The sequence below is a fragment of the Halanaerobium sp. ST460_2HS_T2 genome (assembly GCF_003337665.1).
GTDB classification, from domain to species: domain Bacteria; phylum Bacillota; class Halanaerobiia; order Halanaerobiales; family Halanaerobiaceae; genus Halanaerobium; species Halanaerobium kushneri.
Window position 1 is genome coordinate 145,992 of the sequence record NZ_QPJF01000001.1, and the last position, 18,806, is coordinate 164,797.

General features: G+C 35.9%; 19 protein-coding genes. All 19 read right to left on the reverse strand.

Annotation, left to right across the window (positions count from 1 at the left end):
• Window positions 1–69 precede the first annotated feature (69 nt).
• The gene (locus tag DFR80_RS00685) at window positions 70–393 is read right to left on the reverse strand and encodes an AzlD domain-containing protein (RefSeq protein WP_114488917.1); all 324 of its coding nucleotides are present in this window, start codon (window positions 391–393) and stop codon (window positions 70–72) included.
• A complete protein-coding gene (locus DFR80_RS00690; protein ID WP_114488918.1) occupies window positions 380–1,108 on the reverse strand; it encodes an AzlC family ABC transporter permease in 729 nt (242 codons plus the stop codon). Before DFR80_RS00690 ends, DFR80_RS00685 begins: the two co-directional genes overlap by 14 nt.
• A 62-nt stretch (window positions 1,109–1,170) precedes the next feature.
• Window positions 1,171–1,995, reverse strand: coding sequence for an ABC transporter permease (locus DFR80_RS00695; protein ID WP_233493641.1), 825 nt, complete (start codon window positions 1,993–1,995; stop codon window positions 1,171–1,173).
• Between the two features lie 229 nt (window positions 1,996–2,224).
• Window positions 2,225–3,163: an ABC transporter permease gene (locus tag DFR80_RS00700; protein WP_076545493.1), complete on the reverse strand. Its 939-nt coding sequence runs from the start codon at window positions 3,161–3,163 to the stop codon at window positions 2,225–2,227.
• Between the two features lie 122 nt (window positions 3,164–3,285).
• Window positions 3,286–4,830 carry an ABC transporter substrate-binding protein gene (locus tag DFR80_RS00705; protein WP_076545492.1) on the reverse strand — a complete coding sequence of 515 codons (1,545 nt, stop codon included), beginning with the start codon at window positions 4,828–4,830 and terminating at the stop codon, window positions 3,286–3,288.
• 33 nt (window positions 4,831–4,863) lie between these two features.
• Window positions 4,864–5,637 (reverse strand): gamma-glutamyl-gamma-aminobutyrate hydrolase family protein, encoded by a 774-nt coding sequence (locus DFR80_RS00710; RefSeq protein ID WP_076545491.1) that lies wholly within the window; start codon window positions 5,635–5,637, stop codon window positions 4,864–4,866.
• A 133-nt stretch (window positions 5,638–5,770) separates the two neighbouring features.
• Window positions 5,771–6,085 carry an XdhC family protein gene (locus tag DFR80_RS00715; protein ID WP_076545490.1) on the reverse strand — a complete coding sequence of 105 codons (315 nt, stop codon included), beginning with the start codon at window positions 6,083–6,085 and terminating at the stop codon, window positions 5,771–5,773.
• Window positions 6,085–6,861: an XdhC family protein gene (locus DFR80_RS00720; protein ID WP_076545489.1), complete on the reverse strand. Its 777-nt coding sequence runs from the start codon at window positions 6,859–6,861 to the stop codon at window positions 6,085–6,087. The genes DFR80_RS00715 and DFR80_RS00720 overlap by 1 nt, the downstream gene beginning before the upstream one ends.
• Window positions 6,862–6,936: 75 nt before the next feature.
• The gene (locus DFR80_RS00725; protein ID WP_076545488.1) at window positions 6,937–7,716 is read right to left on the reverse strand and encodes an ABC transporter ATP-binding protein; all 780 of its coding nucleotides are present in this window, start codon (window positions 7,714–7,716) and stop codon (window positions 6,937–6,939) included.
• On the reverse strand, window positions 7,716–8,741 hold the full coding sequence (locus DFR80_RS00730; protein WP_114488919.1) for an iron ABC transporter permease: 1,026 nt from the start codon (window positions 8,739–8,741) through the stop codon (window positions 7,716–7,718). Before DFR80_RS00730 ends, DFR80_RS00725 begins: the two co-directional genes overlap by 1 nt.
• Entirely contained in the window at window positions 8,742–9,773 is a 1,032-nt protein-coding gene (locus DFR80_RS00735) for an ABC transporter substrate-binding protein (protein ID WP_114488920.1), read from the reverse strand.
• 145 nt (window positions 9,774–9,918) lie between these two features.
• Window positions 9,919–10,269, reverse strand: coding sequence for a winged helix-turn-helix domain-containing protein (locus tag DFR80_RS00740; protein WP_114488921.1), 351 nt, complete (start codon window positions 10,267–10,269; stop codon window positions 9,919–9,921).
• A gap of 45 nt (window positions 10,270–10,314) precedes the next feature.
• On the reverse strand, window positions 10,315–10,947 hold the full coding sequence (locus tag DFR80_RS00745; protein ID WP_114488922.1) for a nucleotidyltransferase family protein: 633 nt from the start codon (window positions 10,945–10,947) through the stop codon (window positions 10,315–10,317).
• Window positions 10,948–10,949: 2 nt separating this feature from the next.
• Entirely contained in the window at window positions 10,950–12,380 is a 1,431-nt protein-coding gene (locus DFR80_RS00750) for an alpha-amylase (RefSeq protein WP_076545484.1), read from the reverse strand.
• Window positions 12,381–12,659: 279 nt separating this feature from the next.
• Window positions 12,660–12,863, reverse strand: a complete 204-nt coding sequence (locus DFR80_RS00755) for a cold shock domain-containing protein (RefSeq protein WP_073157311.1) — start codon at window positions 12,861–12,863, stop codon at window positions 12,660–12,662.
• 142 nt (window positions 12,864–13,005) lie between these two features.
• Window positions 13,006–15,540 carry a diguanylate cyclase gene (locus DFR80_RS00760; RefSeq protein ID WP_114488923.1) on the reverse strand — a complete coding sequence of 845 codons (2,535 nt, stop codon included), beginning with the start codon at window positions 15,538–15,540 and terminating at the stop codon, window positions 13,006–13,008.
• 195 nt (window positions 15,541–15,735) lie between these two features.
• Window positions 15,736–15,867 (reverse strand): anaerobic ribonucleoside-triphosphate reductase, encoded by a 132-nt coding sequence (nrdD, locus tag DFR80_RS00765; RefSeq protein ID WP_076545482.1) that lies wholly within the window; start codon window positions 15,865–15,867, stop codon window positions 15,736–15,738.
• A gap of 94 nt (window positions 15,868–15,961) precedes the next feature.
• Entirely contained in the window at window positions 15,962–16,660 is a 699-nt protein-coding gene (locus DFR80_RS00770) for an anaerobic ribonucleoside-triphosphate reductase activating protein (RefSeq protein WP_114488924.1), read from the reverse strand.
• Window positions 16,661–18,709 (reverse strand): ribonucleoside triphosphate reductase, encoded by a 2,049-nt coding sequence (locus DFR80_RS00775; RefSeq protein WP_114488925.1) that lies wholly within the window; start codon window positions 18,707–18,709, stop codon window positions 16,661–16,663.
• Window positions 18,710–18,806: the final 97 nt, after the last annotated feature.

Below are 18,806 nucleotides of genomic sequence, written 5' to 3' on the forward strand. Positions count from 1 at the left end.
TCAAATTTTTTGAAAAATATCAGACAGTAAAAATAATCGAAACCTACTTTATAATCTTCATTAAAGCTCTTAAAAAATAAGCATTAAGATGAAATAAAAAATCAAACCTCCACTGACTGTATAAAATATATTTTTAGTTCTATATGCCACAAATAAAGTTGGAAAAAAAGCAATTAAAGCCGTGTTGTCCAAACTTAGATAAATGCTTCCATTTTTGAGCAGGATAGAGGGCGCCAGAAGTGCAGACAGTACAGCCGCAGGGATAAAGCTTAACCAGAGTACTACTCGTTCGGGAAGTTCCTTATTTCCAAGTATTGAAAGCGGCAGTACTCTCGGTAAAAAAGTTACAATAACCATTCCGGCCACCATAATTATAAATTTAACTGTTTCCACTGATATACACCCCTAAAAAAGCTGCCAGTACAGTAGCTAAAATAATATTCCAACTTCCATCAATAACCAGCGCAAAAAACAGTGATAAAAGACCAGAAAAAACCGCAACAATAATTTCACTGCTGGAACTGATCTGCATTACCAAAAGAACCACAAACATTGCCGGAAGAACAAAATCCAGGGCACCTCCGCTACCAAAATTAATAAACTCAGTTAAAAAAGCTCCTGCCGCGGAACTAAAGACCCAGCCCAGATAGGCTGTAAAACCAAGTCCAACAAAATATCTCTGTTTATTCTTCTGGTTCTCCAGTTTACTCATTGAAACTGCAAACGACTCATCAGTTACCAAAAATCCTAAAAAAGGATAATAATAAAAAGGTAAATTTCGCAAATGAAGACTTAAAGAAGCAGATAACAAAAGATGACGTAAATTAACAAGAAAAGTCATTGCAACTATAGCTGCCACAGCGGCCCCCGCAGCAATCATTTCTATTGCAACCAGCTGAGACGATCCTGCAAAAACAAAAAGGGACATAGCTGTAGTTTGCAGTGGTGTTAAACCTTTATTAACAGCCAGCATTCCATAAGCGAGGCCAATTGGAAGGTAACCCAAAATTATTGGAAAAGCATCTTTTATTCCAGCTTTTAAACTTGAATCATTTAATTTTGCCAGAAGATAGTCCTGATCATCTATCTTTTTCTCCTGTTGTGACATAGTAATTTTTACCTCTTTTCAAAATCTTATTTAAAAATATTATTAAAAATCAAAGCTGCACTTTAATCCAGCTGACGTGGATCAAGTGCATCTCTTAAGGCATCACCAAGCAAGTTAAAACTTAGAACTGTAATAATTATTGCCAGTCCCGGAAAAACTGACATCCAGGGAGCCTGGATCAAATATTCCTGTCCTCTATTTAACATTGTTCCCCAGGCAGCAGTTGGAGGCTGAATACCAAGCCCCAGAAAACTTAAACCCGCCACAACCAGAATTGAAATACCAATTCTTAAAGTAGAAAGTACTATTAAAGAAGAAATCGAATTGGGCAAAATATGGTTATATAAAATTCGCAGGTCACTTGCTCCCAGTGCCTTAGCAGCAGAAACATATTCTTTTTCTTTAATTTGGAAAACTACAGAGCGAGTTAGTCTTGAAAAATTAATTAAACCAGTAACACCAACAGCAATTATAATATTAAAAATTCCTGTTCCCAGTGCGGAAATTATAGCCAGAGCCAGCAAAATAAATGGAATCGAATTCCAAATCTCTACCAGTCGCATAATTATCATATCCACTTTACCACCATAATAACCAGCAAGCAGACCAAGACTAACACCCAGGCTGGCATTAACTAAAACAGCAGCAAATCCTACCCCCAGAGCAATTCTTGCTCCATAAAGAACTCTGGAAAACATATCTCTTCCAAAATCATCAGTACCAAACCAGTGCTCTAAAGAAGGTGCTGAATAAGTCATATTACTGTAATCAATTTCCGTTGGTGAATAAGGAGCAATAAAAGGTGCCATAAAAGCAGCATAGAATATAAGTGCCAGGATAATTACTGCAATCTTACCCCCATAACCTTTATTAAATTCTTTAAACATTTTTGCATAAAGTGCATTTTCTCGTAACTTAATGAATATACTCTTTTTAACTAACAGTAATAACAAAACAAAAATTAGAATTATCGAAAAAACAGTAGCAAATTTATATTCAAGACTACTCCAAATTTTACTCTCTATAAACCAGTTTTTATAATTTATATAAAGTTGAATCAATAATAGTATAAATAAAATAAATTTCTTTTTCAAATTTCAACACCTCATTCCACTGCTATTTATAACTAATCCGGGGATTAATAAATACATAAATGACATCTACCAGTAAATTTACCAGAACAAAAAGTATCGATAAAATTAAAATGGACCCAAAAACTAAAGGCTGGTCTCTGGACTCCACAGCTTTGACAGCCAGTCTTCCTACACCAGGCCAGGCAAAAACTGATTCAATTAGAATTGCTCCTCCAAACATCATAGCCAGCTGGTTCCCAATATTAGTTATAATTGGGATCAAAGCATTACGAAAAGCATGTTTCAAAATAATAATTTTTTCAGCAACACCCTTAGAACGAGCTGTTACCAGATAATCTTCTTTCATTGTGTCCAGCATTGAAGATCTGGTTATTCGACTGGTAGAAGCAATCATTACTGTACTTAAGGCAAAAGCTGGTAAAATTAAATGCCTTAACCCACTTAAAGTCCAAATTCGGCCCCCATACCCGGATGAAGGTAAAATAGGAAAATAAACTGAAAATATATAAATAAAAATAATACCTGTAAAAAAGGCTGGAACAGAAATACCGATCGTTGCAATAAACATACTCATCAGATCAAATAAAGAATTCTTTTTAACCGCGGCAATCACTCCAGTCGGTATTGCTACCAGAACAGCAATAATTAGAGAGAGTAAACCTAATTCAATAGTAGCTGTTAAGCGACGACCAATTATATTAATAACTTGATCACCATAATAGATTGAATCCAGCTCTCCAGTCAGAAAATTCTTCAGCATTAAAAAATAACGGATGTGAAAGGGCTCATTGAAACCAAATTTTTCATTTAAAGCTGCTATAGCCTCAGGTGTTACATTAGTTCCCAGCATAATAGCCGCTGGATTGCCCGGAACAAGCTGCATAATTCCAAATAAAATTAAGGAAACACCAATTACAACAGGTATTAACCAGAGCAGTCTTTTAATTATATAAGCAAACAAATTATTCACCTCTTTCTAAAAAGACTATGCAGATAGATTCAACTATCTGCATAGTAATTTAAATAATTTATCTTTTTATTTACAAAATCACTTTCTTTTAATTCTCTGCTTTATTTAAAATCTTACTCTTTATATACATTTGCTGTGGGAGTAACTAACGGAATTAAAAGTGAATTTCCTGGTTCAAGTTCTTTTACGTTATCCTGCATAACATATATCTGAGTTGAATGAGCAAGCGGGTGGAACACAAGATCTTCAATTAGAACTTTTCTTAAAACCTTATTATAAAGTTCCTCTCGCTCTGCCTGATCAGAAGTTGCTCTGGCCTCTTCCAACCACTGATCTACCTGCTCGTTCTCATAAAAGGCTCTGTTTAATGAACCATCAGATTTAAAGAATCTATATAACCAGTAATCAGGATCTGGATCGGAAACAAACCTTAAGAAAAACATTCCAATTTCTCCCCGTCCCAGCATATCCCACATTGTTCCAAATTCCATAGCATTAACTTCAGCATTTAGTCCTGCCTGTCTTAAAGCAGTAACCATTGCTTCGGCAGTTTTAACCTGGTTTGGCCTGCTGTTTGATACATAAACCTGAGCCACATAATCTGCAGGAATTACACCATCAGCTTTTAGTTCTTCAAACTTTTGAGCTGCTGCTTCTGGATCAAAACCAACAGCATTTTCTTTTAAGAACTCCCTGTCTTCTGGCCAGAGTGTGGGCGGCAGCATTGAATAAGCTCTCTCACCTAAAACACCGAAAATCTGAGGTATTATCTGGTCAAAAGGAACCGCCTGTAATACAGCTTCTCTAAACTTACGTTCCTGAGTTGGCTGCATATCAAAGTTAAAGCCCAGGAAGTTAATACCTGCACCTGCAGCCGACTTAACCTGATAATCAGGATTATCTATAAAAGATTCCAGCTGTCCTACATCCAGATTTACACCAAAGTCAATTCCGCCGCTACGGAGTTCCATTGCCTGAGTTGCAGATTCTGGGATGGATCTAATTACTAATTTTTTGATATTTGGTACCTTATTCCAGTAATCTTCAAAGGCAGATAAAACTATCTGATTACCTGCATCCCATTCTTCCATCTTAAAAGGTCCAGCTCCAATTGGATTACGGCCGAGCTCTTCGTCCCCTACTTCTTCGGCATATTCTTTTGGTACAATACCAAAGGTCATCCCCAGAATAAAGGGAGAATATGGTTCACTTAAAGTAAATTTAATCGTATAATTATCAATTACTTCTATTGATTCAATTGACTCTACTTTAGCTCTCAAACCAGAACCATAATCAGGATCAAGAATTCTCTGGTAGGTATACTCGACATCTTCAGCTGTTAATTCCTGACCATTATGAAATTTTACACCCTGGCGTAACTCAAATGTATATTCAAGACCATCTTCCGAAACTGTCCAATCTTTAGCAATTCCAGGAACAATTTTATTTGCCTTTCCATATTCTACTAAACCATCAAAAATTAAGGATGCTACTCTTTCATTAACAGAGATAGTTGTTTCTCCAGGATCAAGATTACTTACCTCATCCTCGATTCCCATCACAAATTCTTCGGTCACCTTTTCCTGAGCCTGTACAGCAGTAAAGAACGAAAAGATAAATAAAGAAACTAATAATAAGACTAAAAACTTATTTTTCATTATACTTCCTCCTTAAAGTACTCGTTTGATTATTTACTTATTTTCTTTTCTAGCCTGATTAACAAATTCAACAAAATCTTTAAATAAATTTAACTGAACCGGGTCATTGGCAGCCATCATTTCTGGATGCCACTGCACTCCAACTAAGTAAGGATAATTAGGATCCTCAATCCCCTCCACAAAACCATCAGGAGCTACAGCTGAAACTTTTAGGCCATCACCAACCTTATCTACAGCCTGATGATGATAGGAATTTACTGCAACTTCTTCTCCAGCAAAAACTCGAGCCAGTCTTGTATTTTCTTTAATTTCTAGTTTGTGAGTTTTATAATATTTAGGAACCATTAAAGCCATATGTGGTATTTTACTGTCAGCATTATTACCACAAACATCAACCTTTAAGGAACCTCCATAGAGGATATTTAACAGTTGAAAGCCCCGGCAAATTCCTAAAATTGGTTTTTTCATTTCCATAGCCATTTGTAAAATTTTCAACTCCCAGCGATCACGCTCAGGGGAAATATTGCCCAAATATTTCTGAGGATATGAATTATATAAAGCCGGATCTATATCGCTACCACCAGGTAAGACTACTCCATCAACCTCATCCAGAAATTCTCTAATATACTGCTCATCTTCACTTCTCGATTCAATATAGGGCATAATCATAGGTAAAGCACCTGCCATACTTAAAGCTTCAGAGTAATCCTGAGTTACCAGAGAAAACTCAACTCCCTCCAGTTTATACTGCTCCCCCATTTTTTCTGTTGGAATTTTAAATGATGTGATTAAAATTTTTGGGTACATATTGTTCCTCCATCCAGATCAATATTTTCTTTAAAAACCACTTTTTTGAAATTTAAGCTGGAGATTTATATAAAAATTATACCAATCTTTAGTAAATGTGTCAACTTTGAATATCTGTTCATAATCCAGGGGATTAAGAAATAACCTGAATAAAAATGTCCACCTGTCCCCCACAGACCCAGCCAATTTCAGCAGCTTCTTTACGAGTTAATGTTAATTTCAATTTTTCAGACCTGCCTGTTTTCATTAAGTCCAGAGATTTTTCAATTACAGTCTTTTCATCTTTACCTCCACCAATACTACCAAAAGTGTCACCATTTTCGGTAATTATCATTTCAGTTCCTGTATTGCGGGGGGAAGAACTTTTTGCCTGGACAATAAATGCTCTGGCCAGCCTAACATTATCTTCTTTTAAATTAATAATTTTTTCTAGGATCCCCTTTTTCACTACCTATCCCTCCTGACAGCAACTATCTCTGCTGCAATTGCCACTGCGATTTCTGCAGGTGTCTCACTGCCAATATCAAGTCCTATTGGGGCATGTACTCTCGCCAGTTTTTCTTCATTTATTCCATCTTTTATAAGTTGATCGTAAACTGTTTTTATTTTACGAGAACTGCCAATCATTCCAATATAGCTTGCTTGAGAATCAATAACTTCTTTTAAAACCTGATAATCATGCTGATGACCTCGAGTAACAATTACCAGATAATCATTCTCCCTAATCCTGGCACTGGTAAAATAATCCTTATAAGGTAAACGCAGCAGCTGATCTGCTGTTGGAAATCTATCAAAGTTTAAAAATTCCTCCCGATCATCAACAACTGTAATGCTAAAATCTAAAAGACTACAGATTTTTACAAGCGGCTCTGCAATATGACCTGCCCCAAAAACTGTTAAATGAGGCTGATTAACAACTGGTTCCAGAAAAAATTCAAGTTTATTATTTGAATCCAAATTAAACTCTTTTAACTGTGAATCAGCATTTTTGGCTTCCCCAACAGCAAGAATCTGATTTTTAATATCTTCATTTAGAAAAAACTTTTCCAGTTCATTTTCAAGCTTTTCAGATGAAAATTCAATAAAGCCCTCTTCATCAAATAAAAACATTTCACCAAGTAAATTCTGAGATATTTCTTCGCTCTCAATATCTGTTAATACTGCAGTAAGGATCTTTTTGCTACCCTGTAATTCTTTATAAATTTTTTTAAAGAAATCTTCCATTTATTCCACATCCCTTCAGCCTAAATTTTAACTTAAAATTATTATTCAAATAATTTAAATCTGCTTCAATGAAGTTCAGGCCTTCTGTTTAAATAATCTATCCTGTTGAAAAGCCAGTAAAAATCCTGAATTCTCTCGAACAATTTCAATTTCGTAAGCCCGGCTCAAATTTTGAGCTGTCATTACTTCTTCCACCTGACCGGAAGCAATAATTTTTCCAGCTTTTAAAATAATTACCCTATCAGAATACTGGTAGGCAAGATTTGGGTCATGAAGAGCTGTAATCAAAGTTTTTCCTTTAGCAGTAAGATCTCTCATAATTTTTAAACTAAGATGAGTATTTTTAAAATCAAGATGAGAATTTGGTTCATCTAAAAATAAATAACTGCTTTTCTGCATCAATGCCCTTGCTATCAATACAAGCTGTCTTTCTCCACCAGAAATTTTATTAAAACTCTTATTTTTTAAGTCTAATATCTCCAGTTCAGCCATGATTGCTTCTGCTTCCTGCAGTTCTATAGCCCCGGGAGATTCTGCAAATGAAAGCCAGGGGTTACTTCCCATTAAAATAATATCCAGAACCTGATAATCAAAAACGTTCTGACTCTCCTGTGGCACTACAGCTATTTTTTGAGCAATTTCTTTTTTGCTCATCTTTTTTATATTTTCTCCATCCAGCAGTATTTTTCCTGCATCAGGAACCAATAATCCCTGCATACACCGAAAAAATGTGGTTTTTCCGGATCCGTTTGCCCCCAGTATTGAAATGAATTCTCCTTTCTCTGCCTTAAAATTAATATTTTTTAATACTCTATGATCTGTGTAAGAAAAACTAAGTCCTGTGCCAGTTATCATTACCTCCACCCGCTCTCTTTTTTTGTAATCAGTAAATAGGCAAAAAATGGAGCTCCTATTAAAGCAGTAATAATACTAATCGGAATTTCTGCCCCGCTTACGGTTCTAGCCAGATTATCCATTAAAAGAAGGCTTAAACTTCCCATAAGTGCTGAAGCAGGCAAATAATATTTATATTTGCTGCCCACCATAAATCTTGCTATATGAGGAATAACTAGGCCTATCCAGCTAACCTGGCCTGCAGCAGCAGTAGCTGCTGCCACCATAATTGTTGAAAAAACAATTACAATTAACCTAATTTTATCTGTATTGACTCCGAGAGCTGCTGCTTCTTTTTCTCCTAAAGAAAAAATATTGATCTGCCAGCGTAAAAATAAAATTACTGTCAGCGATATAATAACCACCGGCAATAAGAGATAAAATTCCTGCCAGCCACTGCGAGCAAAACCTCCCATTAAATAAAACACTATTCCTGGTAGATTCTGCATAGGATCTGCCAGGTACTTTAACAGAGAGATTAGAGCATTGGCCAGAGAAGAAACAACTATTCCAGCAAGAACCATAAACGTTGTATTCTCACCACCAGCAAGTCGGCTTAACCAGTAAGTTAGGCCGACTGCTGCTATACCGGTAATAAAAGCTATTAGATAAACATAAAAAATTGAACCACTACTGTAAAGAAGACCCAGAGCTACTCCCAGACCTGCCCCCGCCGAAACTCCTAATATATCGGGTGATACAAGTGGATTACGAAAGATATTCTGATAGGCAGCTCCACTAACTGAAAGAGCTGATCCTACAAGTACCACTGTTAAAATCCTGGGCAAACGGATATAATAAAGAACAGACCAGTCAGGATTATTAAACAGAAGTCTAAAATCTGCTCCCAGTAAATCTCTACCAATAGCAATCAGTTTAGTTAAACCGAGATTATAATTACCAATCAATAGAGAAGCACCCACAAGTATTATCAAAAACAGTCCCATAATTAATAATTTTTGAGCAGCAGTTATTTTACCAGTCAACTAAAACTCTCCTCCCAATTCGGTAAATGTTTTCCCATATAAATCCTGATAAAAATCATTAAGCTCCTTCTGGAAATTTAAATCTTTATATTCCAGCGGATAAGTTTTTTGGGCCAGCCAGAGTTGAGCAATAAAACTAGAAGGAGAAGGGAAATCCCAGGGTTCTAACTGAGATGGAATTCGATATAATTTATTATTTTTAAAGGCACTGACATTCTGATACTTCTTCTCCTGAGACAATTTATTTAACTTACCATTAAAATATTGAGATACAATTACAACCTCAGGATCCCATTCTAAAATTTTTTCTGATGACACTGTAATAAAACCAGATTTCAGTTCAGCTGCCGGATTTATACCGCCAGCATTTTCTATCATAGCAGTCTGCATCATTTCTGCTCCAACAGAATCGGTAAACTCTGAATTGGCAAAATATATCTTTTTCTTTCTCGCCTCTGGTAAATTGGCTGTTTCTGCTGTTAAACTAGCAATCCTGTTATAGGCAGACAGAACTTTTGCTGCCTGTTTTTCTCTATCTAACACTTTTCCTAAAAGTTCAGTAGTTTCTTTAATCAACTGCAGACTCTCCGGATTAATAATCATTGCTGTTACTCCCTGTCTTTCAAGTTTAGCAGCTGTTTCCAGTGCATCGCGATGAGGATATAAAATAACTAGATCCGGATCCAGACTCAGGGTAGTCTCCAGGTTAATTCCATTTCTTTTTGAACCAACCTGTGGCAGCTCTGCCAGTTCCGGCTGAAGTTTAATAAACAGAGGCTGCTTATCTGTTTTAGCCGAAACTCCGACCAATTTTTCTCCTGCATCCAGTGCCAGCACAAACTGAGTGGCAGATTTATATGTAGTTACAACCCTGTTAATCCTGGCGGGAACTGTTATTTGTCTGCCCACCATATCAGTAAAATTGCGAGCAGCTCCCACCCTAAAGACCAGACTTAAGATAATCATTATGCTTAAACTAAAAATTAACAAGTTTCTTTTCCAGCTAACTTTTAAATTTTCTTTTTTTAACATCAAACCACTCTCCTTTCATTATGTGCGACCTCATATAACGATTATATTATAACATAAAAATTCAATTAATTCAGACAGTATTGTAAAAGACTATTTGGCAGCCTGTCAGCAATCTGCCAGTTACAATGATTCTAAAAAATTATTATTATTTTAATTTATCTTTAAATTCCTGATTAAAATACTTTTTTTCCAGTCCGGAAAGACAGCCTGCTGCTTCTTTTCTAAACTCAGAAAAACTTTCAGTTAAAATTCTTCCCTTCTCTGTCAACTCAGAACCACCACCACTGCTGCCACCAACTTTTTTATTAAGCAGTTTAAAACCCAGCCTTTTTTCGAGTTTTTTTATTAATTTCCAGGCCTGACTGTACGACATATTGATTTCAGCAGCTGCCTGACGTAATGAGCCCAGCTGATCAACCAGTTCGAGAATCTGACAGGGGCCATCACCAAAAAGCCGCTCATCTTCTTCCAGCCATAATTTATAATTTAAACGCATTATTTCTCCCTTCTCTACAATAAAATTAAATTTAAATTGCTTCTATTAATCTGTAAATTTATGATCATTATTTCTGTACTTCCAGTAGTCCTGTTTGAGATCTATATCAATTGTAATCTCCTGATAATTAGATAAATGATAATGAATCCTGTCAGGCATCACAGCAAAAAGATTGCGCAGTCCACCTTCTCCTTCCAATTTTAAAGCTATATTTTTTAAGCTGTTTTTAATTATAACAGGATGTCCTTTTTGACCATGATATTCTGGTACAAATATATCTGCTTTAAGCTCAAGGTACTTCTGATAAAACTCCCTGTATATACCTGGTCCAATAAAAGGCTTGTCTGCCAGCGTAAAAAGCAAATGCTGATTACTCTCCAAAAGACTATTAAGAGATTTTTTAACTGAAGACATCATTCCCTTTTGATAATTATCATTTTCAATAATTCTGATAATTCCACTGTTTAACTCAGATCTGTACTTTTTCTGCAGATAATTTACCACTCTCAACTTTTGAGCACCAACAACAATTTGTAGCTCTTCATCCACAATTTCTGCTGCCAGCAGATTGTCAACTGTTTTTCCCAGAATAGTATTCTTATTCTCCCATTCCAGAAGCTGCTTTAATTCTCCCATCCTACTGGCTTCTCCGGCCGCCAGAATTACTGCTGTTAGCATAATTATGATTCCACCGGAACCCAGACAGAATAACCTTCCTCAGCATTACCCTTAACTTTAAAAAGTCCATTAGCATCTTCATCAGTTTCGACTTCTGCTTCTATATGACCTGTATAATCATAATAAACTGTTTCTGCCCGCCCGGTATTAACAGTTTTTTCTATAATTTCTTCATTTTCATGCTGAGTAATCATCATGACCATTCCACTGCCGGGATGCTCATCATCTCCAGTTCGAATATATGAATAGGTGTTTTTATCATTAGATTCACTTTCGTAAGCATCTCCATAAGCAAATTTTTTCCGGGCAGCAATCAGTTTGTCCAGTCTTTCTTTTAGTCCATGACTGTGATAATCTTTCCAGAAAACTGTCGGCACTCCATCTCTTCGCATTAAAATATAACAATATGCCTGCATTTTTCTCTGGACAATTGCTTCAGTCCCATATTCATTTGTCCCATCACGTTCAGTATCATGATTTTCAACAAAAGTGATCGCCCTATCTCTAAAATCATCCTGATTGACCAGTCCTTTTTCTCCTAGCCAGCGCATATCGAGATTGCCCTGCATCAGTTCCACAAAACTTTCTCGCAGAGGAAAATCAAAAACATGTAATTTTTCCTGCCCAACAGTATTTAGATAATCTGCAAGAGTTTCAGCATTATTAACCCAGGCTTCACCAATAAAAAAAAGGTTTTTTTCTGTGCTCAAGTTAACTTCTTCAATAAAATCATGGATCATCCCATTATCCACATGTTTGCTTGCATCAAAACGAAAACCATCAAAATTAATCTCATTTACTATCCATTTACCCCAGTTAATTACATCTTCTTTAATCTCCGGATTTTCATAATCTATGTCCGCCCCCATCAAATAATCTTCTTCGTAAGAGTCATCCCATTCTTTAGATTTAAAGAGAAATTCTCCTGCACGCTGAGTTCTCTCATCCCAGTCTACACCATCAAAAACACGCCAGTCCAGTTTCATATCGCTGTATTTATTTTCTCTACCTTTAAAATTAAAAACTGTCCAGACTTCTGCCTTACTGTCATCTTTAAGTTTAACTTCTTCCTTAGCATCTGCTCCTAAACGATGGTTTAATACAGCATCATAAAGAAGTTTTAAATTATTCTGATGCAGTTTTTTTACTGCTTTTTCTAACTGTTTTTTAGTTCCATATTTAGTTCTTTTTGTCCCTTTCTGTTTAAATTCCCCCAGATCCCAAAGATCATAGGTTCCATATCCCACATCTTCAACTCCAGCAGCTCCTTTATTTGCCGGGGGAAGCCAGAGAAAGTTAAAACCTACTTCTGCAATCTCAGCTGCTTTTTCAGATAAAAGCTGCCATAAATTCGCCTCTTCTGGATATTCTTCTGCATATTGACCTGTATTCATCTCCCAGTAAAAAGTCTGTAAAATAACAGGATTCTCCACTATTATCCCTCCAGATAACTAGTTCAGTGTTCGAGCTTTTATTTGAATTATCTAAAAATTTAATAAAATTAGCTTCTACTTACTAATTATCTTATCATAAATTTAATCTTATTTACATTAAATTCTATTTGCCGGAGAAAATTTTTATCCGCTATAAACATTTAGACATTTTTCTACATAATTCGGGTGGTACACGGCACCTTTACACCTGTAAACTATTAAAACCCCGCCCAGATCCCTGGACGGGGTAAGTTGTTGCAGTTTATACAGTTTTAAACTCTATAACTTAACAACGTTTTCAGCTTGTGGACCGCGGTCGCCTTCAACGATTTCGAATTCTACTTCTTGTTCGTCTTCAAGTGTCTTGAAACCTTCGTCCTGAATAGCTGAGAAGTGTACAAATACATCGTCGCCATCTTCTCTTTCAATAAAACCATAACCTTTTTTCGCGTCAAACCATTTTACTTTACCTGTGTAAATCATATTAATTCATTCCCCCTAGGAATAATTCTATATTTGGGGTTCGTTCAGTTAAAACTTCACCCATCGATGACTATTATAGCATAAGAAAAAATCCATTTCAAGGGTTTATTACTGCCAGTTTCTCAACAAATTGCCAGCTGATTTATGCAAGATTTCTATAAAACTTGACCATATCTCTACCTGCACCCTTAGCAATATAAAGAGCTGTATCTGCCTGCTTGATTAATTTTTCGGGAGAATATTTGCCGTCACAATTAACAGCAACCCCAATTGAAACTGTAATTTTAAGTATCTCACCATCAAAGTTAACTTCAAGTTTCCTTATTTTTTGCATCAGCCGATTAATTACTCTTGAGAGGGTATTTTGATCAACCAGATTAAAGTAGATTACAAATTCTTCTCCACCATAACGCGCAACAATGTCATCTTCCCTAATTTCAGATTTTAAAACTTCAGATAATTTTCGCAGTACCTGATCTCCAGCCTGATGTCCATATTGATCATTAAAATCCTTAAAATTATCAATATCCATAATTGCCACAGAAAATTTTTCTCCCTCTTTCTGCTGCAGCTGCTTATGAAAATAAGAATGATTATAGAGGTTTGTCAGCCCATCAGTAACGGACAGTCTTTTTACTTTATGATGGTTTAAGGCATTGCGAATACTGACTCTGATTTGATTGGCCAGAGTTCTGATAAACTTTTTCTGATTTTCATTTATTAACTGCTGATATTTAGACTGCATTGCATATAAAATACCCTGATAATCATTTAAATTTATTGGAATCGCAACTAATGTTTCGATATTTTCAAAAAGATCAACTTCATTTTCTATCAGAATCTGATCAGAGGCTGCAATATCTCTATAATGACCTTTCAAATAAAAATATAATTCACTGTTTTCTCTTACATTTATATTTTTCATCATCTTTAATTTGTTTTCGTCTTTTTTGAAAATGACTGCAGCAGACATTCCCATAGTTCCAACGATTATGTCCAGAATTCTTTCGTAGAGCAAATCCAGATCCAGTGTTGAGTATAAAAAGTCAGACGTTTGTTCCAGTGTTGAAAGACTGGCCAGGTTTCTTTCCAGACTCTCATATAAAATTGCCTTTTTTAAATAATTTGGAATCTGTTCAATAAAAAGATGATTTTTTTTGATATCATACAGGTCAACTTCATTACTTAAAATAATCATCAGTGCTTCAACTTCTTTAGTTAGGGGGATTAAAAAAGCATTTTCAAATCCCAAAATATTCTCTTTTCGACTTATTTTCTCTGGTCTCTGCTGCCAAAAACTTTTAAAAATATCATAAGCAGCAGCTCCCAGGCTCTCATCAAGATAAATTTTGGTCAAATTTTCTGCTTCTTTTATAACTATGCCGCCCGTATAATTACGCTCCTCAAAAATCATTTTAAAGAGGCTGGCAGCTGTTTCTTCTACCTTATGGTTTCCAGTAGCCTGATTGGCTTTTCGCATTTTATCATTAATCATTTCCAGTTCAGAAACTACTTTCTTGGAAAGATGAAATAAATGTTCTGTTTTCACAGTTGGTTTTTCGGTATCAAATTCAATTTTTTTATGTACAACTTCTTTTTTTTCACTTAAGTAAAGCACAGTGGTCGTAATATTTAAGAATTCATAGCTATTATCTATTATTCCATATTCTCCCTTGGTACTAAATCCCGCTTTAGGAGATGGAACAACCTTAATTTCCTCACTCAAATTTGAGTTAAGAGATTTTAAATACTGACTTCTTCCAGAACAGGAATAAACAAAGGAAAACTCCGGATGAAAATCTAGATTTTTCTGCAGCCGCATTGAATTTGCTAAAATTTTATTTAAACTACCATATGAAATCTTAACTCGATCTCCAACTTTTAGTTCTCCTGAAAATCTAATGCCATCCCCTACTGCTTCAATTGCAGAACGAGCATTTTTAAAACCACGGTTAAATACCAGGGGGAATTTTGTAACAGCTATAGAAGGTAGTTTGCTTTTTATATCCTCGCCCAGAAATTCAGAATAAACTTGAAAAATATTTCTACCATCAAGCTCATAAACCACCTGATCTTCTGCTCTTGTAATTTCCATTTCTCGACTGATACTATCCCAGCCCATACTGTAACTCCACTTTGCCTTCAGCTGACTTCCATTAAGAATAAGAGCCAGGCTTCCCTTTTTAATTATCCCAGATCTGTCAAAAACATAACCTGACTCATTTTCAAAACCAGGTGCAGCCTGTCCGCCGGCAATTATAAGCTCCGAACTGCATTTATTCAACTCTTCCACAAGCTGATCACCATTATTAAACTGGTCATCAGAGAAAATTATTATTGCTTTAGTATCAGCCTCAATTGACTTCATAATTTTTCTGGCATTTTCTACACTGTCTGATTCTGTTCTTAACAACCTAAAACTGCTTTTTTCAAAACGCAGTGCCACAGCATTCAAATGATTTAACTGCACCTGATTTTCAGAGATCACTTCTTCTGCAGTTACCCCCATTAAAGTGGAAAGAGGTAAATAGCGATTAAAAGCAGTTATTATTTTTTTGTTAATTTTCTCAGATCTGGATGAAAAAAGTTGAATTATCTGAGCCGGCGAATCCTTCAGTGATTTAAAAAATTCTATTAATTCTTCGGCATCCTGACATTTTTTTCTCTCTACCTGCAATCTCTACACCCTTCCACTAAAAACTAAAGACCTCTAAGTTGTTCTATTATTACAAAAATTACTTCCACTTAGTTCTTTTCTCGCTAAATATGTAAATTCCTGCAAATAAGACCAAAAATAAAAGGACTATCACTATGATAGTCCTTAAATTATGTTTCATAATTATATTTTCTTTTTATCAACAGCTAAACCGGATTATTTACTTTCGCTGTACTTAAAAGTCTTCCGATCTTTAAATTCCTCTTTTTTACCTTTATTCCATTCTGATACAGGAGAAAGATAACCAACAACTCGCGAATAAACCTCACATTTTTGTTTTTTAGCCATTTTTTATACCTCCATCTATAAATTAATAATTATATGCTGTCTGCTGACAGCCGCAAAAATAATAAGCACCAGCGGTTTAAGAACTGAACTAAAATTAGTCTCTTATATGAACTTCTCTCAAATATGCCTCTGCAGTCTTTTTGAATTCCTGGAGTTTAGAAGGAGCAAAACTCCTTCTCTCCCTTAAGTCTGGTGACAGAGTATTAACAGGTCGAAAATTTTGAATAAAGTATTTATCGGCTCCTTTAATCTGGGCTGCAATTTTTTGGATTTGACTCTGATTGTGAAGGCCCGGAACTACAGTAGTTCTAAATTCATAATTCAAATCAGAATTAATAATTAACTCTACTGATTTTTTAATATCCTCTATCACAGTTAAAGGAGCAAGCTCCTGATATCTAGCCCAGTCAAACTTAATATCAACTGCCAGATAATCAATGATTCCTGCTTCGATTATTTCCTGGAGTTTCTTAAAACTGGATGCATTAGTATCCAGCTTAAGCAGCAGATTATAATCATTTTTTATTTTCAGCATAAATTCTTTTAAATCCTGCTGCAGTAAGGGTTCTCCACCTGTAATAGTTACTCCATCCAGTAGTTTTTTTCTATTTTCTAAAAAATTAAAGAAATATTTTTCTGGCATTAGTTCCTGTTCAGGAGGAAGTTCCCTTTTAATGAGCTGACTGTTGTGACAGTAAGGACAGTGAAAATTACAACCCTGAGTAAAAACAACAGCTGAAATTTGATCGGGAAAATCAATCACCGAGGTCTTCTGCAAACCCGCTAATCTCATTTAATTCACAGCACTTTCTGCCATCTCTATTTCCTCAGCAGCAGATTCTGCCTCACACTTAGGACAGTATTCGTGTTCTCCCGGTAAATAACCGTGGACCGGGCAGATGCTGAATGATGGAGTCAGAGTATAATAGGGCAGTTTAAAGTTTTCTGCAATTCTTTTAACCAGTTTTTTGGTGGCCTCAATAGAATCTATCTTTTCTCCCAGAAATCCATGGAGAACTGTCCCACCAGTATAAAGTGACTGCAGTTCATCCTGCAGCTCTAAAGCTGTAAAAATATCGTCTGTCAAACCTACAGGCAGCTGAGTAGAGTTGGTGTAGTAGGGGTCTGAATTTTCTTTAATAACGCGCTCCTGATTGGCAGCAACTATTCTGTCTCCAAACTGCTTTCTATCCAGTCGAGCAAAACGGTAAGCTGTACCTTCAGCTGGAGTTGCTTCCAGATTAAATAGATTATCTGTTTCTTCCTGATACTGCTGCAGTTTCTCCCTCATTTTTTCCATTACTTCCTGTGATAATTTCTGACCTTCGGGAGTTGAAATATCTTTGCCGATAAAATTCAGTAAAGCCTCATTCATTCCATTTAAACCAATTGTATTAAAGTGATTTTTCCAGTACTGATCAAAGCGTTTTTTGATATCTCTTAAATAAAATTTAGCATATGGATATAGACCCTGATCAGTTAGAGTTTCTAAGACCTTGCGCTTGACTTCTAAGCTCTCTTTTGCCTGATCCATCAAATAATATACTCTGTCCATAAACTCTTCCTTATTTTGAGACTGATAACCGATCCGGGCCATATTTAAGGTCACTACACCTATTGAACCCGTCATTGGGTTAGCACCAAATAAGCCTCCACCTCTTTTACGCAGCTCCTTATTATCCAGACGTAATCTGCAGCACATGCTTCTTGCATCTTCTGGATCCATATCAGAATTAACAAAATTAGAAAAGTAGGGTATACCAAACTTAGCTGTCATTTTCCAGACTGGATCAAGCTTTTCGTTGTCCCACTCAAAATCTTCTGTTATATTATAAGTAGGTATTGGAAAAGAAAACATTCTGCCTTTTGCATCACCTTCCATCATCAGCTCAGCAAAAGCCTGATTAAACATATCCATTTCTGGCTGGAATTCACCATAAGTCTTATCCTGATATTCTCCCCCAATAATTACTGACTGGTCTTTTAAATAAGAGGGAACTTCAAGATCCATAGTAATATTAGTAAAGGGAGTCTGAAATCCAACCCGAGTTGGTACATTAATATTAAATAGAAATTCCTGCATAGACTGCTTAACTTCTTCATAATTAAGGTCATCATAGGCGATAAAGGGTGCCAGATAGGTATCAAAATTGGAAAAGGCCTGAGCTCCCGCACTCTCACCCTGAAGTGTATAGAAAAAATTTACAATTTGCCCAAGTGCAGTCTTTAAATGTCTGGGGGGAGCACTTTCAATTTTAGTGGGAACTCCCCTAAAACCTGTTCTTAAAAGCTCCTCTAAATCCCAGCCACAGCAATAAACACTTAAATTACCCAGATCATGAATATGCAGATCACCACTACTGTGCAGCTCCGCAGTTTCTTTGGGATAAATCTCCTGCAGCCAGTACTGACCGGTTACTTCTGAGGCAATAAAATTATTTAGTCCCTGGAGTGAATAACTCATATTCGAATTCTCATTGACCTTCCAGTCACTGCGGTCTAAATAGTCATCCATAATATTAACTGCATCTGCAAAAAGCTTTTTGCTGTCTCTAAGCTTGCTGTGCTGTTCCCGATAAAGAATATACGCCTTTGCAATCTCGGCATAGCCCTTTTCGATTAAAACTTTTTCCACCAGATCCTGAATCTGTTCTACCTCAACTGTACCTCCGTTTTTGAAAAATATCTTTAAATAAGATATTACCTCAGCTGTTATCTCTGAAGCAATTTGAGGATCAGCCTGATCTACTGCTGCAGCTGCTTTTGTCACTGCATTTTCAATCTTCTCCGATTTAAATTCTACCTTTTTCCCATCACGTTTTTTTACATAATCTAAATTCATAATTCCTCCCTTTACGAACTTATATTTGTGCTATATTTTATTATTTTAATCTAAAAAACTATATAAATAAAAAATCCCTCCACACAGGCTCTGTACG

Coding starts and splice junctions, on each gene's coding strand:
- DFR80_RS00690 (WP_114488918.1), bottom strand. CDS start 1,108: ATGTCACAACAGGAGAAAAAGATAGATGATCAGGACTATCTTCTGGCA.
- DFR80_RS00695 (WP_233493641.1), bottom strand. CDS start 1,995: ATGTTTAAAGAATTTAATAAAGGTTATGGGGGTAAGATTGCAGTAATT.
- DFR80_RS00705 (WP_076545492.1), bottom strand. CDS start 4,830: ATGAAAAATAAGTTTTTAGTCTTATTATTAGTTTCTTTATTTATCTTT.
- DFR80_RS00710 (WP_076545491.1), bottom strand. CDS start 5,637: ATGTACCCAAAAATTTTAATCACATCATTTAAAATTCCAACAGAAAAA.
- DFR80_RS00720 (WP_076545489.1), bottom strand. CDS start 6,861: ATGGAAGATTTCTTTAAAAAAATTTATAAAGAATTACAGGGTAGCAAA.
- DFR80_RS00725 (WP_076545488.1), bottom strand. CDS start 7,716: ATGATAACTGGCACAGGACTTAGTTTTTCTTACACAGATCATAGAGTA.
- DFR80_RS00735 (WP_114488920.1), bottom strand. CDS start 9,773: ATGTTAAAAAAAGAAAATTTAAAAGTTAGCTGGAAAAGAAACTTGTTA.
- DFR80_RS00740 (WP_114488921.1), bottom strand. CDS start 10,269: ATGCGTTTAAATTATAAATTATGGCTGGAAGAAGATGAGCGGCTTTTT.
- DFR80_RS00745 (WP_114488922.1), bottom strand. CDS start 10,947: ATGCTAACAGCAGTAATTCTGGCGGCCGGAGAAGCCAGTAGGATGGGA.
- DFR80_RS00755 (WP_073157311.1), bottom strand. CDS start 12,863: ATGATTTACACAGGTAAAGTAAAATGGTTTGACGCGAAAAAAGGTTAT.
- nrdD (WP_076545482.1), bottom strand. CDS start 15,867: ATGGCTAAAAAACAAAAATGTGAGGTTTATTCGCGAGTTGTTGGTTAT.
- DFR80_RS00770 (WP_114488924.1), bottom strand. CDS start 16,660: ATGAGATTAGCGGGTTTGCAGAAGACCTCGGTGATTGATTTTCCCGAT.
- DFR80_RS00775 (WP_114488925.1), bottom strand. CDS start 18,709: ATGAATTTAGATTATGTAAAAAAACGTGATGGGAAAAAGGTAGAATTT.